The organism is Acidovorax sp. SRB_24, assembly GCF_012931925.1.
Genome location: NZ_MWOM01000010.1, coordinates 80,380 through 98,042, shown reverse-complemented (window position 1 = coordinate 98,042; position 17,663 = coordinate 80,380). Strand labels below are relative to the sequence as shown.

The 17,663-nt window shown below is 69.2% G+C and carries 16 protein-coding genes; 13 read left to right on the top strand and 3 right to left on the bottom strand.

Annotation, left to right across the window (positions count from 1 at the left end; translation table 11 throughout):
* From B2J89_RS05560 to B2J89_RS05520, 9 genes are all read left to right on the top strand, one after another.
* Nucleotides 1-258 (top strand): FCD domain-containing protein (locus tag B2J89_RS05560; protein ID WP_169168236.1); only part of this gene is annotated, 258 nt, incomplete at its 5' end.
* Nucleotides 259-345: 87 nt separating this feature from the next.
* Nucleotides 346-1,302 (top strand): tripartite tricarboxylate transporter substrate binding protein, encoded by a 957-nt coding sequence (locus B2J89_RS05555; protein ID WP_169168235.1) that lies wholly within the window; start codon nt 346-348, stop codon nt 1,300-1,302.
* Between the two features lie 8 nt (nt 1,303-1,310).
* On the top strand, nt 1,311-2,642 hold the full coding sequence (gudD, locus tag B2J89_RS05550; RefSeq protein ID WP_169168234.1) for a glucarate dehydratase: 1,332 nt from the start codon (nt 1,311-1,313) through the stop codon (nt 2,640-2,642).
* Between the two features lie 40 nt (nt 2,643-2,682).
* Nucleotides 2,683-3,666 (top strand): tripartite tricarboxylate transporter substrate binding protein, encoded by a 984-nt coding sequence (locus B2J89_RS05545; RefSeq protein WP_205763719.1) that lies wholly within the window; start codon nt 2,683-2,685, stop codon nt 3,664-3,666.
* A 9-nt stretch (nt 3,667-3,675) separates the two neighbouring features.
* Entirely contained in the window at nt 3,676-5,259 is a 1,584-nt protein-coding gene (gene garD, locus B2J89_RS05540) for a galactarate dehydratase (protein WP_169168233.1), read from the top strand.
* Between the two features lie 52 nt (nt 5,260-5,311).
* Nucleotides 5,312-6,073, top strand: a complete 762-nt coding sequence (locus B2J89_RS05535; protein WP_169168232.1) for an HpcH/HpaI aldolase/citrate lyase family protein — start codon at nt 5,312-5,314, stop codon at nt 6,071-6,073.
* Between the two features lie 24 nt (nt 6,074-6,097).
* The gene (locus tag B2J89_RS05530; protein WP_169168231.1) at nt 6,098-6,982 is read left to right on the top strand and encodes a 2-hydroxy-3-oxopropionate reductase; all 885 of its coding nucleotides are present in this window, start codon (nt 6,098-6,100) and stop codon (nt 6,980-6,982) included.
* The gene (locus tag B2J89_RS05525) at nt 6,979-7,929 is read left to right on the top strand and encodes a 2-hydroxyacid dehydrogenase (RefSeq protein WP_169168230.1); all 951 of its coding nucleotides are present in this window, start codon (nt 6,979-6,981) and stop codon (nt 7,927-7,929) included. The genes B2J89_RS05530 and B2J89_RS05525 overlap by 4 nt, the downstream gene beginning before the upstream one ends.
* Nucleotides 7,930-7,999: 70 nt before the next feature.
* Entirely contained in the window at nt 8,000-8,977 is a 978-nt protein-coding gene (locus tag B2J89_RS05520) for a tripartite tricarboxylate transporter substrate binding protein (protein ID WP_169168229.1), read from the top strand.
* Between the two features lie 230 nt (nt 8,978-9,207).
* Here B2J89_RS05520 and B2J89_RS05515 read toward each other — a convergent pair whose 3' ends face one another.
* The 3 genes from B2J89_RS05515 to B2J89_RS05505 all read right to left on the bottom strand — a co-directional run bounded on the left by B2J89_RS05515 (nt 9,208) and on the right by B2J89_RS05505 (nt 11,543).
* On the bottom strand, nt 9,208-9,867 hold the full coding sequence (locus B2J89_RS05515) for a nitroreductase (RefSeq protein WP_169168228.1): 660 nt from the start codon (nt 9,865-9,867) through the stop codon (nt 9,208-9,210).
* Nucleotides 9,868-9,935: 68 nt separating this feature from the next.
* Nucleotides 9,936-10,709 (bottom strand): serine O-acetyltransferase, encoded by a 774-nt coding sequence (gene cysE / locus B2J89_RS05510; protein ID WP_169168227.1) that lies wholly within the window; start codon nt 10,707-10,709, stop codon nt 9,936-9,938.
* Between the two features lie 36 nt (nt 10,710-10,745).
* On the bottom strand, nt 10,746-11,543 hold the full coding sequence (locus B2J89_RS05505) for an RNA methyltransferase (protein WP_169168226.1): 798 nt from the start codon (nt 11,541-11,543) through the stop codon (nt 10,746-10,748).
* A 223-nt stretch (nt 11,544-11,766) separates the two neighbouring features.
* Here B2J89_RS05505 and B2J89_RS05500 point away from each other — a divergent pair, with 223 nt between their 5' ends.
* The 4 genes from B2J89_RS05500 to B2J89_RS05485 all read left to right on the top strand — a co-directional run bounded on the left by B2J89_RS05500 (nt 11,767) and on the right by B2J89_RS05485 (nt 17,641).
* On the top strand, nt 11,767-12,699 hold the full coding sequence (locus B2J89_RS05500; RefSeq protein WP_169168225.1) for a hypothetical protein: 933 nt from the start codon (nt 11,767-11,769) through the stop codon (nt 12,697-12,699).
* A gap of 158 nt (nt 12,700-12,857) precedes the next feature.
* Nucleotides 12,858-13,790 carry an inositol monophosphatase family protein gene (locus B2J89_RS05495; protein WP_169168224.1) on the top strand — a complete coding sequence of 311 codons (933 nt, stop codon included), beginning with the start codon at nt 12,858-12,860 and terminating at the stop codon, nt 13,788-13,790.
* Nucleotides 13,791-13,981: 191 nt separating this feature from the next.
* On the top strand, nt 13,982-16,594 hold the full coding sequence (gene mutS / locus B2J89_RS05490) for a DNA mismatch repair protein MutS (RefSeq protein WP_169168223.1): 2,613 nt from the start codon (nt 13,982-13,984) through the stop codon (nt 16,592-16,594).
* A 219-nt stretch (nt 16,595-16,813) separates the two neighbouring features.
* On the top strand, nt 16,814-17,641 hold the full coding sequence (locus B2J89_RS05485; RefSeq protein WP_169168222.1) for a proteasome-type protease: 828 nt from the start codon (nt 16,814-16,816) through the stop codon (nt 17,639-17,641).
* Nucleotides 17,642-17,663 lie beyond the last annotated feature (22 nt).

Genomic DNA, 17,663 nt, shown 5'->3' with positions numbered 1-17,663 from the left:
CGCGCCACGCAGAACCAGCACTTTGCCGACCTGATGGCCACGCTCGGCGCCACCATCATTCCGCGCGCGCGCCTGGGAGGCCCCCAGGGCGCCAGCAGCGAACAGGCCGCCTACCTGCAGCGCGTGCATGCGGAGCACGACAGCATTTTCGACGCCATTGCACGCCAGGATCCGGACGGCGCACGCGCGGCGATGCGCACCCACCTGGCCAACAGCCGCGAACGGCGCCGTCGCTCCGGAGATGCCATCCCGCGTTGATCCCGGGTATACCCTGACCTCTCTGTTGCACATCGGGTTGTACGATGACTGACCACAAAAATCCATCAACCGCAACGGAGACGAGCAATGAAGAAGCGCCTATTCACCCTGGTCGCGGCCCTGGCCTTGGCCGCACCCGCGTTTGCCTGGCCCGACAAACCCATCACCATGGTCGTGCCCTTCCCGCCCGGCGGCTCGACCGACACGCTGGCGCGCGCCCTGGCCACGCCCATGCAGGCCACGCTGGGCCAGACCATCGTGGTCGAAAACCGCCCCGGCGCCACGGGCACGATTGGCGCCGGCCAGGTCAAGCGCAGCGCTGCCGACGGCTACACGCTCCTGGTGGCGTCGCTCGGTCCCTATGTGATCGCACCGCACCTGGTCAAGAGCGTGCCCTACGACGCCGGCAAGGACTTTGACCTGCTCACGGTGGCCGTGCAGGCGCCGAACCTGCTCGTCGTCCCCGCCAACTCGCCGCACAAAACGCTGGCCAATGTGATCGCCTATGAAAAATCCAACCCCGGCAAGATGACGTTTGCCTCGTCGGGCAACGGCTCCTCGGACCACCTCACGGTGGAGCTGTTCTGGCAGCAGACCGGCACCAGCGGCGTGCACGTGCCCTACAAAGGCGGCGCACCGGCCATCTCCGACCTGCTCGGCGGCCAGGTGGACGCGTCGTTCCAGAACATCAACGCCGTGATCCAACAGGTGCGCGCCGGCAAGCTGCGCGCGCTCGCCATCACGTCCGACAAGCGCTCGCCGCTGCTGCCCGATGTGCCCACCATGGCCGAGGCCGGTGCGCCCGGGGTGAACGTGTACTCGTGGCAGGCCGTGGCCGCGCCCAAGGGCCTGCCCGCCGACGTGAAGAAAAAGCTGCATGGCGCGCTCATGGCCGCCTTGAAAGACCCGGGCATCCAGCAGCGCTTCGTGGACGTGGGCTTCGAAATCGTGGGCAACACGCCCGAACAGTTCGCCGCGTTCCAGCAGCAGGAATCGGCGCGCTGGAAGAAGGTCGTAGAGACCGGCAACATCACCGCAGACTGAGGATTTTCATGGCTTTCTCGACCCCCGTTGTCACCGCGCTGCAGGCCATTCCCGTGGCCGGTCACGACAGCTTGCTGCTCAACCTCTCGGGCGGGCATGCACCTTTTTTCACGCGCAACCTGCTCATCCTCACCGACAGCGCGGGTCGCACCGGGGTCGGCGAGGTACCGGGCGGCGAAGCCATCCGCCGCACCCTGGAAGACGCGCGCGAGCTGCTGCTGGGCCAGCCCATCGGCGACGTGCGGCGCCTGCTCGGCGAAGTGCAGGCGCGCTTTGCCGACCGCGACCAGGGCGGGCGCGGCCTGCAGACCTTTGACCTGCGCACCACCGTGCACGCTGTCACCGCCATCGAAAGCGCGCTACTCGACCTGCAGGGCCAGCACCTGGGTGTACCGGTGGCGGCGCTGCTCGGCGAAGGCCAGCAGCGCGAGGCGGTGGAAATGCTCGGCTACCTGTTCTTCATCGGCGATGCGCAGCAGACCCCGCTGAATTACCGCCAGGAAGACGGCGCCGACAACGACTGGTTTCGCCTGCGCAACCAGGCCGCGCTCACGCCCGAAGCCGTGGTGCGCCTGGCCGAGGCCGCGCACGCACGCTACGGCTTCAACGACTTCAAGCTCAAGGGCGGCGTCCTCGCGGGCGGCCACGAGGTCGAGGCCATCGTGGCGCTGCACGAGCGCTTTCCGCAGGCGCGCATCACGCTCGACCCCAATGGCGGCTGGCTGCTCAAAGACGCCATCCGCCTGCTGCGCGACCTGCGCGGCGTGCTCGCCTACGCCGAAGACCCCTGCGGCGCCGAAGACGGCTTCTCGGGCCGCGAGGTCATGGCCGAGTTCCGGCGCGCCACCGGCCTGCCCACGGCCACCAACATGGTGGCCACCGACTGGCGCCAGATGGTGCACGCGCTGTCACTGCAATCGGTCGACATTCCGCTGGCCGACCCGCATTTCTGGACCATGGCCGGCTCGGTGCGCGTGGCGCAGACCTGCCGCGACTGGGGCCTGACCTGGGGCTCGCACTCGAACAACCATTTCGACGTCTCACTCGCCATGTTCACGCATGTGGCGGCGGCCGCGCCCGGCAAGGTCACGGCCATCGACACGCACTGGATCTGGCAGGACGGCCAGCGGCTGACGCAAGAGCCATTGCAGATTCGCGGCGGCCTGGTCGAAGTGCCCAAGAAGCCCGGTCTGGGCGTGGAGCTGGACATGGCCGAAGTGGCAAAAGCCCACGCGCTGTACCTGCAGCATGGTCTGGGCGCGCGCGACGACGCCATTGCCATGCAGTCGCTCATGCCGGGCTGGACCTTTGATCCGAAACGTCCGGCATTGGACCGCTGATCCCAGGCAGGCGTTTCCCACTATTAGACGGAGACAAACCATGCGCATTTCCCGCCGTACGCTCCAGCTGGCCGCTCTGGCCAGCACGCTCGCCTGCCTGCTGCCGTCCCACGCCGAGGAGGCATGGCCGGCCGCCAAACCGATCAAGCTGGTCGTGCCCTTTGCCGCCGGCGGCACCTCCGACGTGCTCGCCCGCACGCTGGCGGCGCAACTGCAGCTTGCGCTCAAGCAGTCCATCGTCGTGGAGAACAAGGCGGGCGCGGGCGGCGTGCTGGGCGCCGACAGCGTCGCCAAGTCGCCCGCCGATGGCTACACGCTGCTGCTGGGCACCATTGCGTCCCACGCGATCAACCCGGCGCTGCAGCCCAAGATTCCGTACAACGCTGCCAAGGATTTCGCCCCCGTGATGCTGCTGGGCAGCATCAGCAATGTGCTGCTGGTCAATGCCAGCCAGCCCTTCAAGAATGTCCAGGACGTAATCACCGCCGCCAAGGCCAAACCCGGCGCACTGACCTTCGGCTCGGCGGGCCAGGGCACCTCGCAGCACCTCTCGGGCGAGACCTTCCGGCTGCTGGCCGGCGCAGACATCACCCATGTGCCCTACCGCGGCAGCGCACCGGCGGTGCAGGATCTGCTGGGCGGCCAGATTCCGATGACCTTCGAAACCTCGCTGGTCGCCCTGCCGCACATCAAGAGCGGCAAGCTGCGCGCGCTCGCCGTCACGTCGTCCAAGCGCACCCAGGTGCTGCCGGATGTGCCGACGATGCAGGAAAGCGGCGTCGCCGGCTTCGATGTGAGCAGTTGGCAGGCGCTGTATGCACCGGCCGGCACGCCGCCGGCCATCGTGAACCGGCTCAATGCCGAACTGGCCAAGATCATTGCCCAGCCCGACACCCGGGCCAAGATGGACGGTCTCGGGCTGGAGTACACGGTCAATACGCCCGAGCAGTTCGCCAGCTTCCAGCGCACCGAACAAGCCAAATGGGTGCAAGTGATCAAGGACGGCAACATCAAGCCCGAATGAGATTCGGCCATGCCGCACAACGCCACACGAGCCCCCCTGTACATCGCCATGCACGAACGCGACAACGTCGCGATCGTGGCCAATGACGGTGGCTTGCCCGCCGGCACCGTCTTCGCCTCGGGCCTGACGCTGCGCGAGCATGTGCCGCAGGGCCACAAGGTGGCGCTGGCAGACCTTCCAGCCGGCAGCGCGGTGCGCCGCTATGACGTGGCGATCGGCTACGCGCTGCAAGACATCCTGGCCGGTAGTTGGGTGCACGAGCGCCTGCTGCAACTGCCGGCCGCGCGCGGGCTCGACCACCTGCCCATCGCCACTGCGCAGCCTGCGCAGCAGCCACCGCTGAACGGCTACACCTTCGAGGGCTACCGCAATCCAGACGGCTCGGTGGGCACGCGCAACATCCTGGCCATCACCCAGACGGTGCAGTGCGTCGCCGGCGTCACCAACTTCGCGGTACAGCGCATCAAGGCCGAGTTGCTCCCAAAGTACCCGCATGTCGATGACGTGGTGGCGCTCGAACACACGTACGGCTGCGGGGTGGCCATCGATGCGCCCGATGCGATCATTCCGATCCGAACGCTGCGCAACATCAGCCTCAACCCCAATTTCGGCGGCGAGGTGATGGTGGTGAGCCTGGGCTGCGAAAAGCTGCAGCCCGAGCGGCTGCTGCCCCTGGGCAGCATCGCGCTGATCGACGAACGCAGCGCGGCCGCCACCGACCCGGCGGCCGGGCTTGACGTGGTGTGCCTGCAGGACGAGGCGCACGTGGGCTTCATGTCGATGGTCGATTCGATCGTGCGCCAGGCCGAGGCGCACCTGCAGCGCCTCAATACACGCCGGCGCGAGACGGTGCCCGCGAGCGAACTCGTGGTGGGCGTGCAGTGCGGCGGCAGCGATGCGTTCTCGGGCGTCACCGCCAACCCGGCCGTGGGCTTTTGCACCGACCTGCTGGTGCGCGCCGGCGCCAGCGTAATGTTCTCGGAGGTGACCGAGGTTCGCGACGGCATCGACCAGCTCACCGCGCGCGCAGCCACGCCCGAGGTGGCAGAAGCCATGGTGCGCGAGATGGCCTGGTACGACGCCTACCTGCACAAGGGCCAGGTCGACCGCAGCGCCAACACCACGCCCGGCAACAAGAAGGGCGGCCTCTCGAACATCGTCGAAAAGGCCATGGGCTCGATCGTGAAGTCCGGCTCGGCCCCCATCACCGGCGTGCTCGCGCCGGGCGAAAAACTCGCGCGCAAGGGCCTGACCTATGCAGCCACGCCAGCCAGCGACTTCATCTGCGGCACGCTGCAGCTGGCCGCGGGCATGAACCTGCATGTGTTCACCACCGGGCGCGGCACGCCCTATGGCCTAGCCGAGGTGCCGGTGATCAAGGTCGCCACGCGCAGCGACCTGGCGCGCCGCTGGCACGACCTGATGGACGTGAACGCCGGCACGATCGCCACCGGACAACAAACTATCGAGCAGGTGGGCTGGGAGCTGTTCCACCTGATGCTCGCAGTCGCCAGCGGCAAGAAGAAGACCTGGGCCGAGCACTGGAAGCTGCACAACGCCCTGGTGCTGTTCAACCCGGCGCCAGTGACCTGAGCCACACACGCACCACATTCCCCTCCGCACACTGATACACAAGGACTATTTCATGAGAGAAAACCATCTGCGCACCCTGTGGAAGAACGACCAGGCCGCCGTCAACGGCTGGCTCGCCATTGGCAACAGTTTTTCGGCAGAGACCATGGCCCACCAGGGCTGGGACACGCTGACCATCGACCTGCAGCACGGTGTGCTCGACTACCAGGCCATGGTGACCATGCTGCAGGCCATCTCGACCACCGCCACCGTGCCGGTGGTGCGCGTGCCGTGGCTGGAGCCCGGCATCCTGATGAAGACGCTGGACGCCGGCGCCTACGGCGTGATCTGCCCCATGGTCAACACGCGCGAAGACGCGCAAAAACTCGTGGCCTACACCAGCTACGCGCCGCGCGGCACGCGCAGCTTTGGCCCCGTGCGCGCCAACCTGTACGGCGGCGCCGACTACCCCACGCACGCCGACGACACCATCGTGCGCTTTGCCATGATCGAGACCGCGCAGGCGCTCGACAACCTCGATGCCATCCTGTCGGTCGAAGGCCTGGACGCGATCTACATCGGCCCGTCCGACCTGTCGCTGGCGCTGGGCTGCAAGCCCACGTTCGACGACGTCGACGCCCCCGTGGCGCAGGCCATCGACCACATCCTCGAGCGTGCCAAAGCGCACGGCATCGTCGCCGGCATCCACAACGGTGGACCCGACGCGGCGCGCGCGCGCATTGCCAAGGGCTTTCGCTTTGTCACCGTCAGCTCGGACGCGCGCCTGATCGCCGCCGGCGCGCAGCAGGTGCTGGCCCAGATGCGCCGCGCCTGACCTCTCACTTCCACAGGAATTGTCATGAACATCGGATTCATCGGCCTGGGCATCATGGGCGCGCCCATGTGCGGCCAGCTCATCGACGCCGGCCACCGGCTTTTCGTCCACACGCGCCGCCAGGTGCCGGCTGCCCTGGCAGAGCGCGGCGCCACCGCCTGCGCCAACGCGCGCGAGGTGGCGCAGCACGCCGACATCGTCATCACCATGCTGCCCGACACGCCCGACGTGCAAAAGGTGCTGTTTGGCGAGCACGGCGTGGCCCAGGGCCTCACCGCGGGCAAAGTAGTGGTGGACATGAGCTCGATCTCGCCAATCGAGACCAAGGCCTTCGCGCAGCAGATCAACGCCCTGGGCTGCGATTACCTCGACGCCCCGGTCTCGGGCGGCGAAGTGGGCGCCAAGGCGGGCACGCTGACCATCATGGTGGGCGGGCCCGAGGCCGCGTTCGCGCGCGTGCTGCCGCTGTTTGAACGCATGGGCAAGAACATCACCCACGTCGGCGCCAACGGCGACGGCCAGACCTGCAAGGTGGCCAACCAGATCATCGTCGCGCTGAACATCGCCGCGGTCTCCGAAGCGCTGGTGTTTGCCAGCAAGGCCGGCGCCGACCCGGCCAAGGTGCGCCAGGCGCTGATGGGCGGTTTCGCGTCCAGCCGCATCCTAGAGGTGCACGGCGAGCGCATGATCAAACGCACGTTCGACCCGGGCTTTCGCATCGGCCTGCACCAGAAGGACCTGGGCCTGGCGCTGCAGGGCGCGCGCGCCCTGGGTGTGGCGCTGCCCGGCACGGCCAACGCCGCCCAGCTCATGCAAATCTGCGCGGCCCACGGCCTGCAGGACCAAGACCACTCGGCCCTCGTGCAGGCGATCGAGATCATGGCCGACCATGCTCTGGCAGCGCAGTGAAGCACCGCATCCTGCAGGCCGGCCGGCTGTTGCCGGCCCTTGAACAGCGCCTGGCGGCCGACTACGCGCTGCACCGCCTCGCCGACGAGGCCGACCCGGACGCCTTTCTGGCGCGCCACGGTGCCGACTTCGCCGGCCTGGTCACCTCCGCTGGCGGCACTGGCGCGCCGACCGCACTGATCGGCGCACTGCCATCGCTGCGCGTGATCTCCAGCTTCGGCGTCGGCCTCGACCGCATCGACCTCACGGCGGCGCATGCGCGCGGCATCGCCGTCGGCTACACGCCCGACGTGCTCAACGACTGCGTTGCCGACACCGCCTTCGCGCTGCTGCTCGACGTGGCGCGCCGCACCGCCGAGGCGGACCGCTTCGTGCGCGCCGGCCGCTGGGCCAGCGGCCAGGTCTTCGGCCTGGGGCGTAAGGTCAGCGGCGCGCGGCTGGGCATCGTCGGCCTGGGACGCATCGGCCAGACCATCGCGCGCCGCGCCGGCGGCTTCGACATGGACGTGCGCTACCACAGCCGCCGCGCGGTGGCCGGCGCGCCCTGGGCGCACGAGCCGGCGCTGCTGGAGTTGGCGCGCTGGGCCGACTTCCTGGTCGTCATCACCGCCGGCGGCACCGAGACGCGGCACCTGATCGAGGCGCAGGTCCTGCAGGCACTCGGCCCGCAGGGCTTCCTGGTCAACGTCTCGCGCGGCAGCGTGGTCGACGAGGCGGCCCTGGTGCAGGCGCTGCAATCGGGCGCCATCGCCGGTGCCGGGCTGGACGTCTATCAGGACGAACCGCGCGTGCCCGAGGCCCTGCTGTCGCTGGACAACGTGGTGCTGCTGCCGCACGTGGCCAGCGCCACGCACGAGACGCGCCGCGCCATGGCCGAACTGGTGCTGGCCAACCTGCAATCCTTCTTCGCCACCGGCCGGGTGGCCGTGGCGGCGCCGACGGCCTGAGCGTGACCCTTTCCCAATACAGCAACCCGCCGGCGCCACGTGCGCCGGCCGACTCACCGGAGACAAGCACATGAACCACAAACTCGTCCGCCTGCTGGCACTGAGCGCCTGCGCGCTGGCCACACCCGGCGCCTTCGCGCAGGCCCCCGCGGCCTGGCCGACCAAACCGATCAAGATCGTCGTGCCGTTTCCAGCCGGTGGCACTTCCGACGTGCTGGCCCGCATCCTCGGCCAGAAGATGTCCGAGAACTGGGGCCAGCCCGTGGTGGTGGAAAACCGCCCAGGCGCCAGCGGCAACCTGGGCGCCGACCTGGTGGCCAAGTCACCCGCCGATGGCTACACCCTGGTGCTGATGGACGTGGGCAACCTGGCCATCGCACCGGCGCTGTACAAGCTGCCGTTCAACGTGCAGAACGATTTCGCGCCGGCCGCCATGGTGGCCTACTCGCCCCACCTGCTGGTGGCCAGCGCCAATGTGCCGGCCAACACCACGGCCGAACTGATCGCCTGGGCCAAGGCGCAGAAAGGCAAGGTCAACTATGCGGCGGCCGCGGGCATGGGCAGCGCCACCCACCTGGCCGGCGTGGTGTTCGCACAGCGCGCCGGCATCGAATGGGGCTACGTGCCCTACAAGGGCGGCTCCCAGGCCATGACCGACCTGATCGGTGGCCAGGTCGACGTGACGTTCAACGGCATGGTGGCCACCTACCCGCATGTGCGGTCCGGCAAGATCAAGCTGATCGCGCTGTCCAGCGCCAAGCGCAATGCGCAGGTCCCCGACGCACCGACGGTGGCCGAGACGCTGCCGGGCTTCCTCACCGGCAGCTGGCAGGGCCTGCTGGCGCCGGCCGGCACGCCCAAGCCGGTGGTCGACAAGCTGAACGCGGAGGTCACCCGCATCACGGCGCTGCCCGACGTGCGCGAGCGCCTGACCACGCTGGGCGCCGAGCCGTCGGCCATGAGCCCTGCCGATTTCACCGCCTGGCTCAAGGCCGAGGTGCCTGCGATGGCCACGGTCGTCAAGGACAACAAGATCACCGTGGAGTGAGCGCGGACGGGGACCTGTACCCCGCCGGGGATTTCCATCGGGTCTGGGAGCCCGTCGGACCCAGGCCGGGCGCACGCGCCACCTGACCCGCATTTCCTGTCGCGCGCTTGTCCGTTCCCGCAAGGGCGTAAGCCGTGCAGCGAAGTGCGTCCATCAGATCAAAATGGCCTCAAACGCATACCCAATCAGCCCAAGTTGCTCACTTTTCGAGAGTGCGCGCTGCCCGCGCGTCAAAACCCGCGCAGATCGGCCCACTCGTGCAAGGGCGCGCGCGAGGCCTGCAGCGTGTTGATGGGCGCGGCCGTGTCCTCGTAGCCGAGCGCCACGCCAAAGGCCACGCGGTAGGGTTCGGGCAGCTGCAGGTGCGCGGCCAGGCTGCGCTCGTAGCGGCGCCAGAAGCCCTGCGCGCAGGTGGCCAGGCCCTGGTCGACGGCCGCCAGCATCAGCGACTGCAGATAGATGCCCAGGTCCACCCACTGCGCCTGGCCCATGCGCTGGTCGACGCAGACGAACAGGCCGACCGGCGCGCCGAAGAACTCGGCATTCTTGGCCAGCTGCTCCAGGCGCCCCGCCTTGTCGTCGCGCGCAATGCCGATGCTGCGGTACAGGTCTTCGCCATTGGCAAAACGGCGCGTGCGGTAAGGCTCCCACAGGCTGGGCGGGTACGAGGTCTGGTTGGCGTCCTGCTCGGGCGCGGCCCGGGCCACGGCGGCCAGCACGTCGGCCAGCGGCTCGCCCGTGAGCGCCAGCACGCGCCATGGCTGCAGGTTGCCGCCCGAGGCCGCGCGCGCGGCGGCTTGCATCAGGGTGCGCACCGCGTCGGCGCTGGGCGCCTGGGGCAAGAAGGCGCGCACGGAGCGGCGCTGGTGCAGGGCCTGGAACACGTCCATCGGGGGGGTCTCCTCAAAAATGAAGGGCGGCCTTGCCGGGCCGCCCGGGGTCGGCGCCCGCCGGGGCGCTATTTGCCGATCAGCGCGTTGAGCTTGTCGGCCTCGAAGTTTTCCTGGCGCGCAGCGTCACCGGGCACGCAATCGTGGACTTGCGGCGTGGCGGCGAGCTTCTCGATCGCCTGCCACAGCAGCGCGATCTGGTGCTCCTGCGCGCCGGCGTTGTCGATCAGGCCGCGCAGGGCCTGCGAGAGCGGGTCGTCGTTCTGCGTGACGCCATAGGCCGAGAAGCCCATCTTCGAGGCTGCCTCCTCGCGCCGCGCGTCGGAGTCGGCGGCGATGATGCGCGCCGGGTTGCCGACGGCCGTGGCACCGGCAGGCACGGGCTTGGTGACGACCGCGTTGCTGCCGACCTTGGCGCCGTCGCCCACCATGAAGCCGCCGAGCACTTGCGCGCCCGCGCCCACGATGACGTTGCGCCCCAGCGTGGGATGGCGCTTGGCGCCCTTGTAGAGCGAGGTGCCACCCAGCGTGACGCCGTGGTAGATGGTGCAGCCCGGGCCGATTTCGGCGGTTTCGCCGATCACCACGCCCATGCCGTGGTCGATAAAGACGCAGCTGGCGATTTTTGCGCCGGGGTGGATCTCAATGCCGGTGAACCAGCGCGAGAGGTGCGAAATGAAGCGCCCGAGCCACTTGAAACCGTGCGTCCAGCACCAGTGCGCACGCCGGTGCAGCACCAGCGCGTGCAGGCCGGGGTAGCAGGTCAGCACCTCCCAGCGGGTGCGCGCAGCTGGGTCGCGCTCGAGAATGCACTGGATATCGGAGCGCAGGCGGGTGAACATGGAGCGGTGTGGGTGCAACAAATGGAAAAAAGCAGTTTAGTGCTTTGCCCGCGCCGCCTCGATCATGGCTTTGGCAACACCGCGCAGGATGTGGATTTCCTCGGGCAGCAGCTGCGCGCGGTTGAACATCTGGTTGAGCCTCGGCATCAGCTTCTTGGGCGCGGCCGGGTCGAGGAAGCCGATGTCCACGAGCGCCTGCTCCCAGTGCGCCAGCATGCCCGCCACCTGCGCGGCGTCGGCGCGCACCAGCGCCGGCGTGGGTGGCGTGGGCGCGGGCGCCGCAAAGCCGCCCAGCGCCAGGCGCCACTCGTAGGCAATCACCTGGATGGCGGCGCCCAAGTTGAGCGAGCCAAAGCCGGGGTTGGTCGGGATCTGCAGCGCGACGTGGCAGCGGTAGACGTCCTCGTTGGCCATGCCGAAGCGCTCGCAGCCGAACAGAAAAGCCACGCCGGCTTCGGTGCTGGCGCTGGAGTTCACGGTGTTTTCTGGCTCCAGCGCTTGCTGCGCTTGCGCTGCAAGCTCTCTTTTCAATAGCGACTCGAAGTACGGGCGCGGCGCCGACGTGGGCGGACCGAAGTCGCGCGGCGTCATCGCCGTGGCGCACAGGTGGCTCGTGCCATCGAGCGCCTCGTCGAGCGTGTCGACGATGCGCGCATTGCGCAGCACGTCGAGGGCGCCGCTGGCGCGCTGGATGGTTTCCTCGCGCCGCAGCACGTTGGGCCAGCGCGGTGCGACCAGCACCAGGTCGTCAAAGCCCATGGTTTTCATGGCGCGTGCGGCCGCGCCGACATTGCCGGCGTGGCTGGTCTGGATGAGGATGAAACGGGTGCGCATGGCGAAGGTCGAGAGAGAAAGGAAAGGAATCAACGGCGTGCGGCCGCAGGCAGCCCGCCATTGTCGTCGCCGCGCCGCACCGGCTGCCGGTGTAAAACTCTGTTCGGGGCGCGTCCGCTGTGCGCTGCCAGCGCATGCCAAGCGTTATTCACTTGAACCCCGGCCGCGGCCGCGCCGCCCGGCCTGGGGCCCCACCCTGTCACCTTCGCAAGAAAGGCCCCCCATGCACACTCCCCTCCCCGCCACCAGAACCCTGGGCAGCTGGCTGCTCTGCCTGTTCGCCCTGGTGCTGTCGTCCAGCGCCTGGGCCCAGCGCGGCGACGCTGGCCTCTACCGCATCGAGCAGGCGCTGTATGGCACCGCCCAGCACAACATCGACGCGACGCAGAGGCTGCAGCAGCTCGCGCGCCGGGACCAGCGTTTCCTGCTCAGCAACGACCTGTTCCAGGCCGACCCGGCCCCCGGCCAGCGCAAGATGCTGCGCATCTATGCGCGCGGGCAGGACGGCCAGCTGCGCACCTTCGACTACCCCGAGGGCAGCTGGGTGGACGGCGCGCAGTTCATCGGCTGGCGCGGCGGCGAATGGGGCGCGGGCCGCGGCCCCGCCGGCAGGCCGGACGGCGGCCAGGGCGGCTGGCACGGCGGCGGCGGCCAGGTCCAGCAGGCCACCTATGGCACGGAAGAGTCCCGCGTCGATGTGAGCGAACCCGTGCGGCAATGGGTGCAGCGCGACCAGCGCTTCCAGGTCCATCCGTCGCTGTTCCGTGGCGACCCCGCGCCCGGCCAGCTCAAGACGCTGCGCATCCATGCCACAGGGCCCGGCGGCCAGGTGCATGTCTATGAATACCCCGACGGCAGCTGGGTGGATGGCGCGCAGTTCAGCGCCGGGCGCGACCGGCCGGGGAACGCCGGCGGGTACGGGCGGCTGAACATCCACCGCGCGCTCTACGGCGACGGCTACCGCCAGGTCGACATCACCGAGCGGCTGCGCAGCTTCCAGCGCGAGGGGCGGCTGGAGGTTGCCGTCGGCAACGACCTGGCCGGTGTGGACCCGGCACCCCATGTGCGCAAGAGCCTGCGCGTCGAATTCAGCCTGGGCAACGGCCCGGTGCAGCAGGTCGTGGTACCCGAGTCGCAGCTGCTGCGGCTTCCGTGAACGCGGGGCCGCGCGGTTGCGCGGCCCGGTCGAAGCAGTCCGCGCCGCAGCGCGGCGCGCCACCCGGCGCATCCGCAGCGGGTAGAATCGTCCCCCTTTGTCGCCGCATCGCCGGTTCCAGGCCCCCGCACGGGGCCCCTGCCCCTTCACCACAATCTATGTCGTCCAACCTCCACCCCATGCTCAACGTGGCCATCAAGGCCGCCCGCGCCGCCGGCGCGCTCATCAACCGCGCGGCCCTGGACGTGGAGGCAGTGCGCATCTCGCAGAAGCAGATCAACGACTTCGTCACCGAGGTCGACCACGCCAGCGAGCAGGCCATCATCGAGACGCTGCTCACGGCCTACCCCGGCCACGGCATCCTGGCCGAAGAATCGGGCAGCCAGCACGGCGCCAAGGATTCCCAGTTCGTCTGGATCATCGACCCGCTGGACGGCACCACCAACTTCATCCACGGCTTTCCGGTCTACTGCGTCAGCATCGCGCTGGCCGTGCAGGGCAAGATCGAGCAGGCCGTCGTGTACGACCCCTCGCGCAACGACCTGTTCACGGCCACCAAGGGCCGCGGCGCCTACATGAACGAGCGCCGCATCCGCGTGAGCAAGCGCACGCAGCTCAAGGACAGCCTGCTGTCCACCGGCTTTCCGTTCCGCCCCGGCGACAACTTCAAGAACTACCTGCGCATGATGGCCGACGTCATGCCCCGCACGGCCGGCCTGCGCCGCCCCGGCGCTGCGGCGCTGGACCTGGCCTACGTGGCCGCCGGCTTCACCGAAGGCTTCTTTGAATCGGGTCTGTCGATCTGGGACGTGGCCGCCGGCTCGCTGCTGGTGACCGAAGCCGGCGGCCTGGTGGGCAACTTCACGGGCGAGGCCGATTTCCTCGAGCAGCAGGAATGCCTGGCGGGCTGCCCGCGCATCTATGGCCAGCTGGTGCCGATCCTGGGCAAATACAGCAAGTTTGCCGGCGCCGGCGAAAAGGCCGCGCTGCGCCAGGCCGATGCCGCCGAAGCCGAGGCAGAGGCCCCGACGCCGGCAGCACCCGACGCGCCCGCCCAGCCCGCCCCCAGCGCCGAAGACGCCCCGCTCTGACCGGCCTGCGCCCTGCCGGCTGCCGCTGCAGCCGGGCGCTGCACCCTGCGCCGGCCCCTCTCCGGCACCCGCACCTGCCCGGGAGAGCGCCTCGCGCAGGGCCCTCGCCCTGCGGCCGGTGCCCACCCAGGCCCCTGCGGCGCCGGCACCCCTGCTGCTAAAGTGACCGCCTCTTTTGCTGCCGCCCCTGCATGTCCGCTCCGTTTGAACACCACACGCCCATGATGGCCCAGTACCTTGCGCTCAAGGCCGGGTATCCCGAGACGCTCCTGTTCTACCGCATGGGCGATTTTTACGAGCTGTTCTTCGCCGATGCCGAGAAGGCCTCGCGCCTGCTCGACATCACGCTGACCCAGCGCGGGCAGTCGGCCGGCCAGCCGGTGGTGATGGCGGGGGTGCCCTTCCATGCGCTCGAAAACTACCTGGCGCGGCTCATCAAGCTCGGCGAATCGGTGGCGATCTGCGAGCAGATCGGCGAAGTGGGCGCCAGCAAGGGGCCGGTCGAGCGCAAGGTGGTGCGCGTGGTCACGCCCGGCACGCTGACCGATGCCGAACTGCTGTCCGACAAATCCGAGTCGCTGCTGCTCGCCGTGCACCAGGGCGCGCGCGCGCGCTGCGGCCTGGCGTGGCTGAGCGTGACGCAGGGCCGTGTGCACCTGGCCGAGTGCGCCAGCGACGAACTGGGCCCGTGGCTGGCGCGCATCGCGCCCAGCGAGCTGGTCTACAGCGCCGGCGTGACCGAGCGCTTCGAGCAGCAACTGCAGGCGCTGCGCCAGGGCGGCGCCTTCGCCTGCCCGCTGTCGCCGCGGCCCGACTGGCAGTTCGACGCCGGCCTGGGCGAGCGCACACTGCGCGAACACCTGGGCGCCGCCAGCCTGCAGGCCTGGGGCGCGCAGGACCTGGCCGAGGCGCACGCCGCCGCCGCCGCGCTGCTGCACTACGCCGAACACACGCAGGGCCGCCAGCTCACCCATGTGCACAGCGTGCAGGTGCAGCGCGCGGGCGAACTGATCGACCTGCCCGCGAGCACGCGGCGCAACCTCGAACTCGTCAGGACGCTGCGCGGCGAAGACGCGCCGACGCTGCTGTCGCTGCTCGACACCTGCATGACGGGCATGGGCAGCCGCCTGCTCAAGGCCTGGATGCTGGAGCCCCGGCGCGACCGCAGCGAAGCGCGCCAGCGCCTGGCCGCCACCACGGCGCTGCGCGGCGCCGGCAGCGGCGGGCCCTGGCAGGCGCTGCGCGCCGCGCTCAAGGGCGTGGCCGACGTGGAACGCATCACGGCGCGCACCGCGCTGCGCCAAGTGCGCCCGCGCGAACTCGTGGCGCTGGCCAAGACGCTACAAAAAGCGCAGCTGCTAGCGCAAGCTGGTCCTGCGTCTGAGCCGTTTTTGATCCAAATTTTTGCGGCACTGCAGCCGCCACCGGGCTGTGCCGAGCTGCTGCAGCGCGCCATCGCCGAAGAGCCCGCGGCCCTGGTGCGCGACGGCGGCGTGATCGCCGGCGGCTTCGACGCCGAGCTCGACGAACTGCGCGCCATCCAGACCGACTGCGACGCCTTCCTGCTGGCCCTGGAAACGCGCGAGCGCGCGCGCACCGGCATCGCCAACCTGCGCGTGCAGTTCAACAAGGTGCACGGCTTCTACATCGAGGTCACGCAGGGCCAGGCGAGCAAGGTGCCGGACGACTACCGCCGCCGCCAGACCCTCAAGAACGCCGAGCGCTTCACCACGCCCGAGCTCAAGGCCTTCGAGGACAAGGCCCTGTCGGCGCAGGAGCGGGCGCTCTCGCGCGAGAAGTGGCTGTACGAGCAGGTGCTCAACCAGCTGCAGGCGCATGTGCCGCAGCTCACCCGCCTGGCCCACGCGCTGGCCACGCTCGATGTGCTGTGCACCCTGGCCGAGCGCTCACTTACCTTGAACTGGTGCGCGCCTCAGTTCACGCCCGAACCCTGCATCGACATCGAGGCCGGGCGCCACCCGGTGGTCGAGGCGCGCCTGATGGAGACCGGCGGCGGCGCCTTCATTGCCAACACCACGCGCCTGAGCCTGAACACGCGCATGCAGGTCATCACCGGCCCCAACATGGGCGGCAAGTCGACCTACATGCGCCAGGTGGCGCTGATCGTGCTGCTGGCCAGCGTGGGCAGCCACGTGCCCGCCGCCAGTTGCCGCCTGGGGCCCATCGACGCCATCCACACGCGCATCGGCGCGGCCGACGACCTGGCCAATGCACAGTCCACCTTCATGCTGGAGATGCTCGAGGCCGCGCAGATCCTGCACGCCGCCACGCCGCACAGCCTGGTGCTGATGGACGAGATCGGCCGCGGCACCAGCACCTTCGACGGCCTGGCCCTGGCCAGCGGCATCGCCACGCAGCTGCACGATAAGACGCGTGCCTTCACGCTGTTTGCCACGCACTACTTCGAGCTGACCGAGCTGCCCGTCAAGGCACGCCACGCCGTCAACATGCACGTGGCCGCGGCCGAATCGGGCGCCGACATCGTGTTCCTGCACGAGCTGCAAAGCGGCCCGGCCAGCCGCAGCTACGGCATCCAGGTCGCCAAGCTCGCTGGCATGCCGGCGCCGGTGCTGCACCATGCGCGCCACGCGCTGGCCGCGCTCGAAGCGCGTGCCGGCGAGGGCGAGCTGCAGGTCGACCTGTTCGCCGCCCCGCCCGAGCCCGCGCAGGCCCACGGCCCCGGCCCGCTGGAGGCCGCGCTCGCCGCCCTCGAGCCCGACACCCTGAGCCCGCGCGAGGCGCTCGAGGCGCTCTACCAGCTCAAAAGGCTGGGCGCGAACTAAGGCCCGCCGCGCCACGCCGGGCACCGGCCCGCAGGCTGCGCTGCCGGCCAGGCGGTTTGGCATCAAATCTGCCTCTGACGCTTTCGGGACAAGCGCTGGCAGCTATTCTTTTGATACTAGGCAGGGGCGCCACGGCGGCCCGCCGCGGTGGCTGGGAACGGGTTCAGGTTCCCGGGGCGCGGCACTACACTGCCTGCCTCACCCTTTTCCTGCACCCCCATGACGTATTGCGTCGCCATCAAACTCAACGCCGGGCTGGTTTTCCTGTCCGACTCCCGCACCAACGCCGGGCTCGACCAGATCAGCTCGTTTCGCAAGATGATGGTCTACGAAAAGACCGGTGAGCGCTTCATGGTGTTGCTGTCGGCGGGCAACCTGTCGATCTCGCAATCGGTGCGCGAAATCTTGCAGACCACCCAGCTGACCGAGCGCGACGAAGCCGAGCCGCTCACCATCTGGAACGCCCGGAGCCTGTTCGACGCCGCGCGCGTGCTGGGCGCGGCCGTGCGCCATGTGCACGAGCGCGACGGTGCGGCGCTCAAGCGCGCGGGCGTGGACTTCAATGTCTCGCTGGTGCTGGGCGGGCAGGTCCGCGGTGAGGGCATGCGCCTGTTCCAGGTGTATTCGGCGGGCAACTTCATCGAGGCCACGCCCGAGACACCCTACTTCCAGGTGGGCGAATCGAAATACGGCAAACCCGTGCTCGACCGCGTGCTCACGCCCGACACGCCGCTCGACGAGGCGGCCAAGTGCGCGCTGGTGTCGATGGACAGCACGCTCAAGTCCAACCTCTCGGTGGGCCTGCCGCTGGACCTGGTGCTGTACGAAGCCGACCGCTTTGCCTCTGACAAGATCGTCTGCATCGACGAGAGCAACCCCTATTTCCGCATGCTGCACGACAGCTGGGGTGACAAGCTGCGCCAGGTGTTCGACAGCATCGAAGACCCCGAGTGGAGCGGCAGCACCAGCACCGTGCCCATCATGGTGCCCACCGCGCGCTGCAGGCCGCTGCAAAAAATCACCACCCCGCGCGACAAGCTCGTCTGAGCGCTGCGCTTCCCCTCCCATT

What these genes read in the sequence shown, in the direction of transcription:
- B2J89_RS05555 (WP_169168235.1), top strand. Translation starts at nt 346, where the DNA reads ATGAAGAAGCGCCTATTCACCCTGGTCGCGGCCCTGGCCTTGGCCGCA.
- gudD (WP_169168234.1), top strand. Translation starts at nt 1,311, where the DNA reads ATGGCTTTCTCGACCCCCGTTGTCACCGCGCTGCAGGCCATTCCCGTG.
- B2J89_RS05545 (WP_205763719.1), top strand. Translation starts at nt 2,683, where the DNA reads ATGCGCATTTCCCGCCGTACGCTCCAGCTGGCCGCTCTGGCCAGCACG.
- garD (WP_169168233.1), top strand. Translation starts at nt 3,676, where the DNA reads ATGCCGCACAACGCCACACGAGCCCCCCTGTACATCGCCATGCACGAA.
- B2J89_RS05535 (WP_169168232.1), top strand. Translation starts at nt 5,312, where the DNA reads ATGAGAGAAAACCATCTGCGCACCCTGTGGAAGAACGACCAGGCCGCC.
- B2J89_RS05530 (WP_169168231.1), top strand. Translation starts at nt 6,098, where the DNA reads ATGAACATCGGATTCATCGGCCTGGGCATCATGGGCGCGCCCATGTGC.
- B2J89_RS05520 (WP_169168229.1), top strand. Translation starts at nt 8,000, where the DNA reads ATGAACCACAAACTCGTCCGCCTGCTGGCACTGAGCGCCTGCGCGCTG.
- B2J89_RS05515 (WP_169168228.1), bottom strand. Translation starts at nt 9,867, where the DNA reads ATGGACGTGTTCCAGGCCCTGCACCAGCGCCGCTCCGTGCGCGCCTTC.
- cysE (WP_169168227.1), bottom strand. Translation starts at nt 10,709, where the DNA reads ATGTTCACCCGCCTGCGCTCCGATATCCAGTGCATTCTCGAGCGCGAC.
- B2J89_RS05505 (WP_169168226.1), bottom strand. Translation starts at nt 11,543, where the DNA reads ATGCGCACCCGTTTCATCCTCATCCAGACCAGCCACGCCGGCAATGTC.
- B2J89_RS05500 (WP_169168225.1), top strand. Translation starts at nt 11,767, where the DNA reads ATGCACACTCCCCTCCCCGCCACCAGAACCCTGGGCAGCTGGCTGCTC.
- B2J89_RS05495 (WP_169168224.1), top strand. Translation starts at nt 12,858, where the DNA reads ATGTCGTCCAACCTCCACCCCATGCTCAACGTGGCCATCAAGGCCGCC.
- mutS (WP_169168223.1), top strand. Translation starts at nt 13,982, where the DNA reads ATGTCCGCTCCGTTTGAACACCACACGCCCATGATGGCCCAGTACCTT.
- B2J89_RS05485 (WP_169168222.1), top strand. Translation starts at nt 16,814, where the DNA reads ATGACGTATTGCGTCGCCATCAAACTCAACGCCGGGCTGGTTTTCCTG.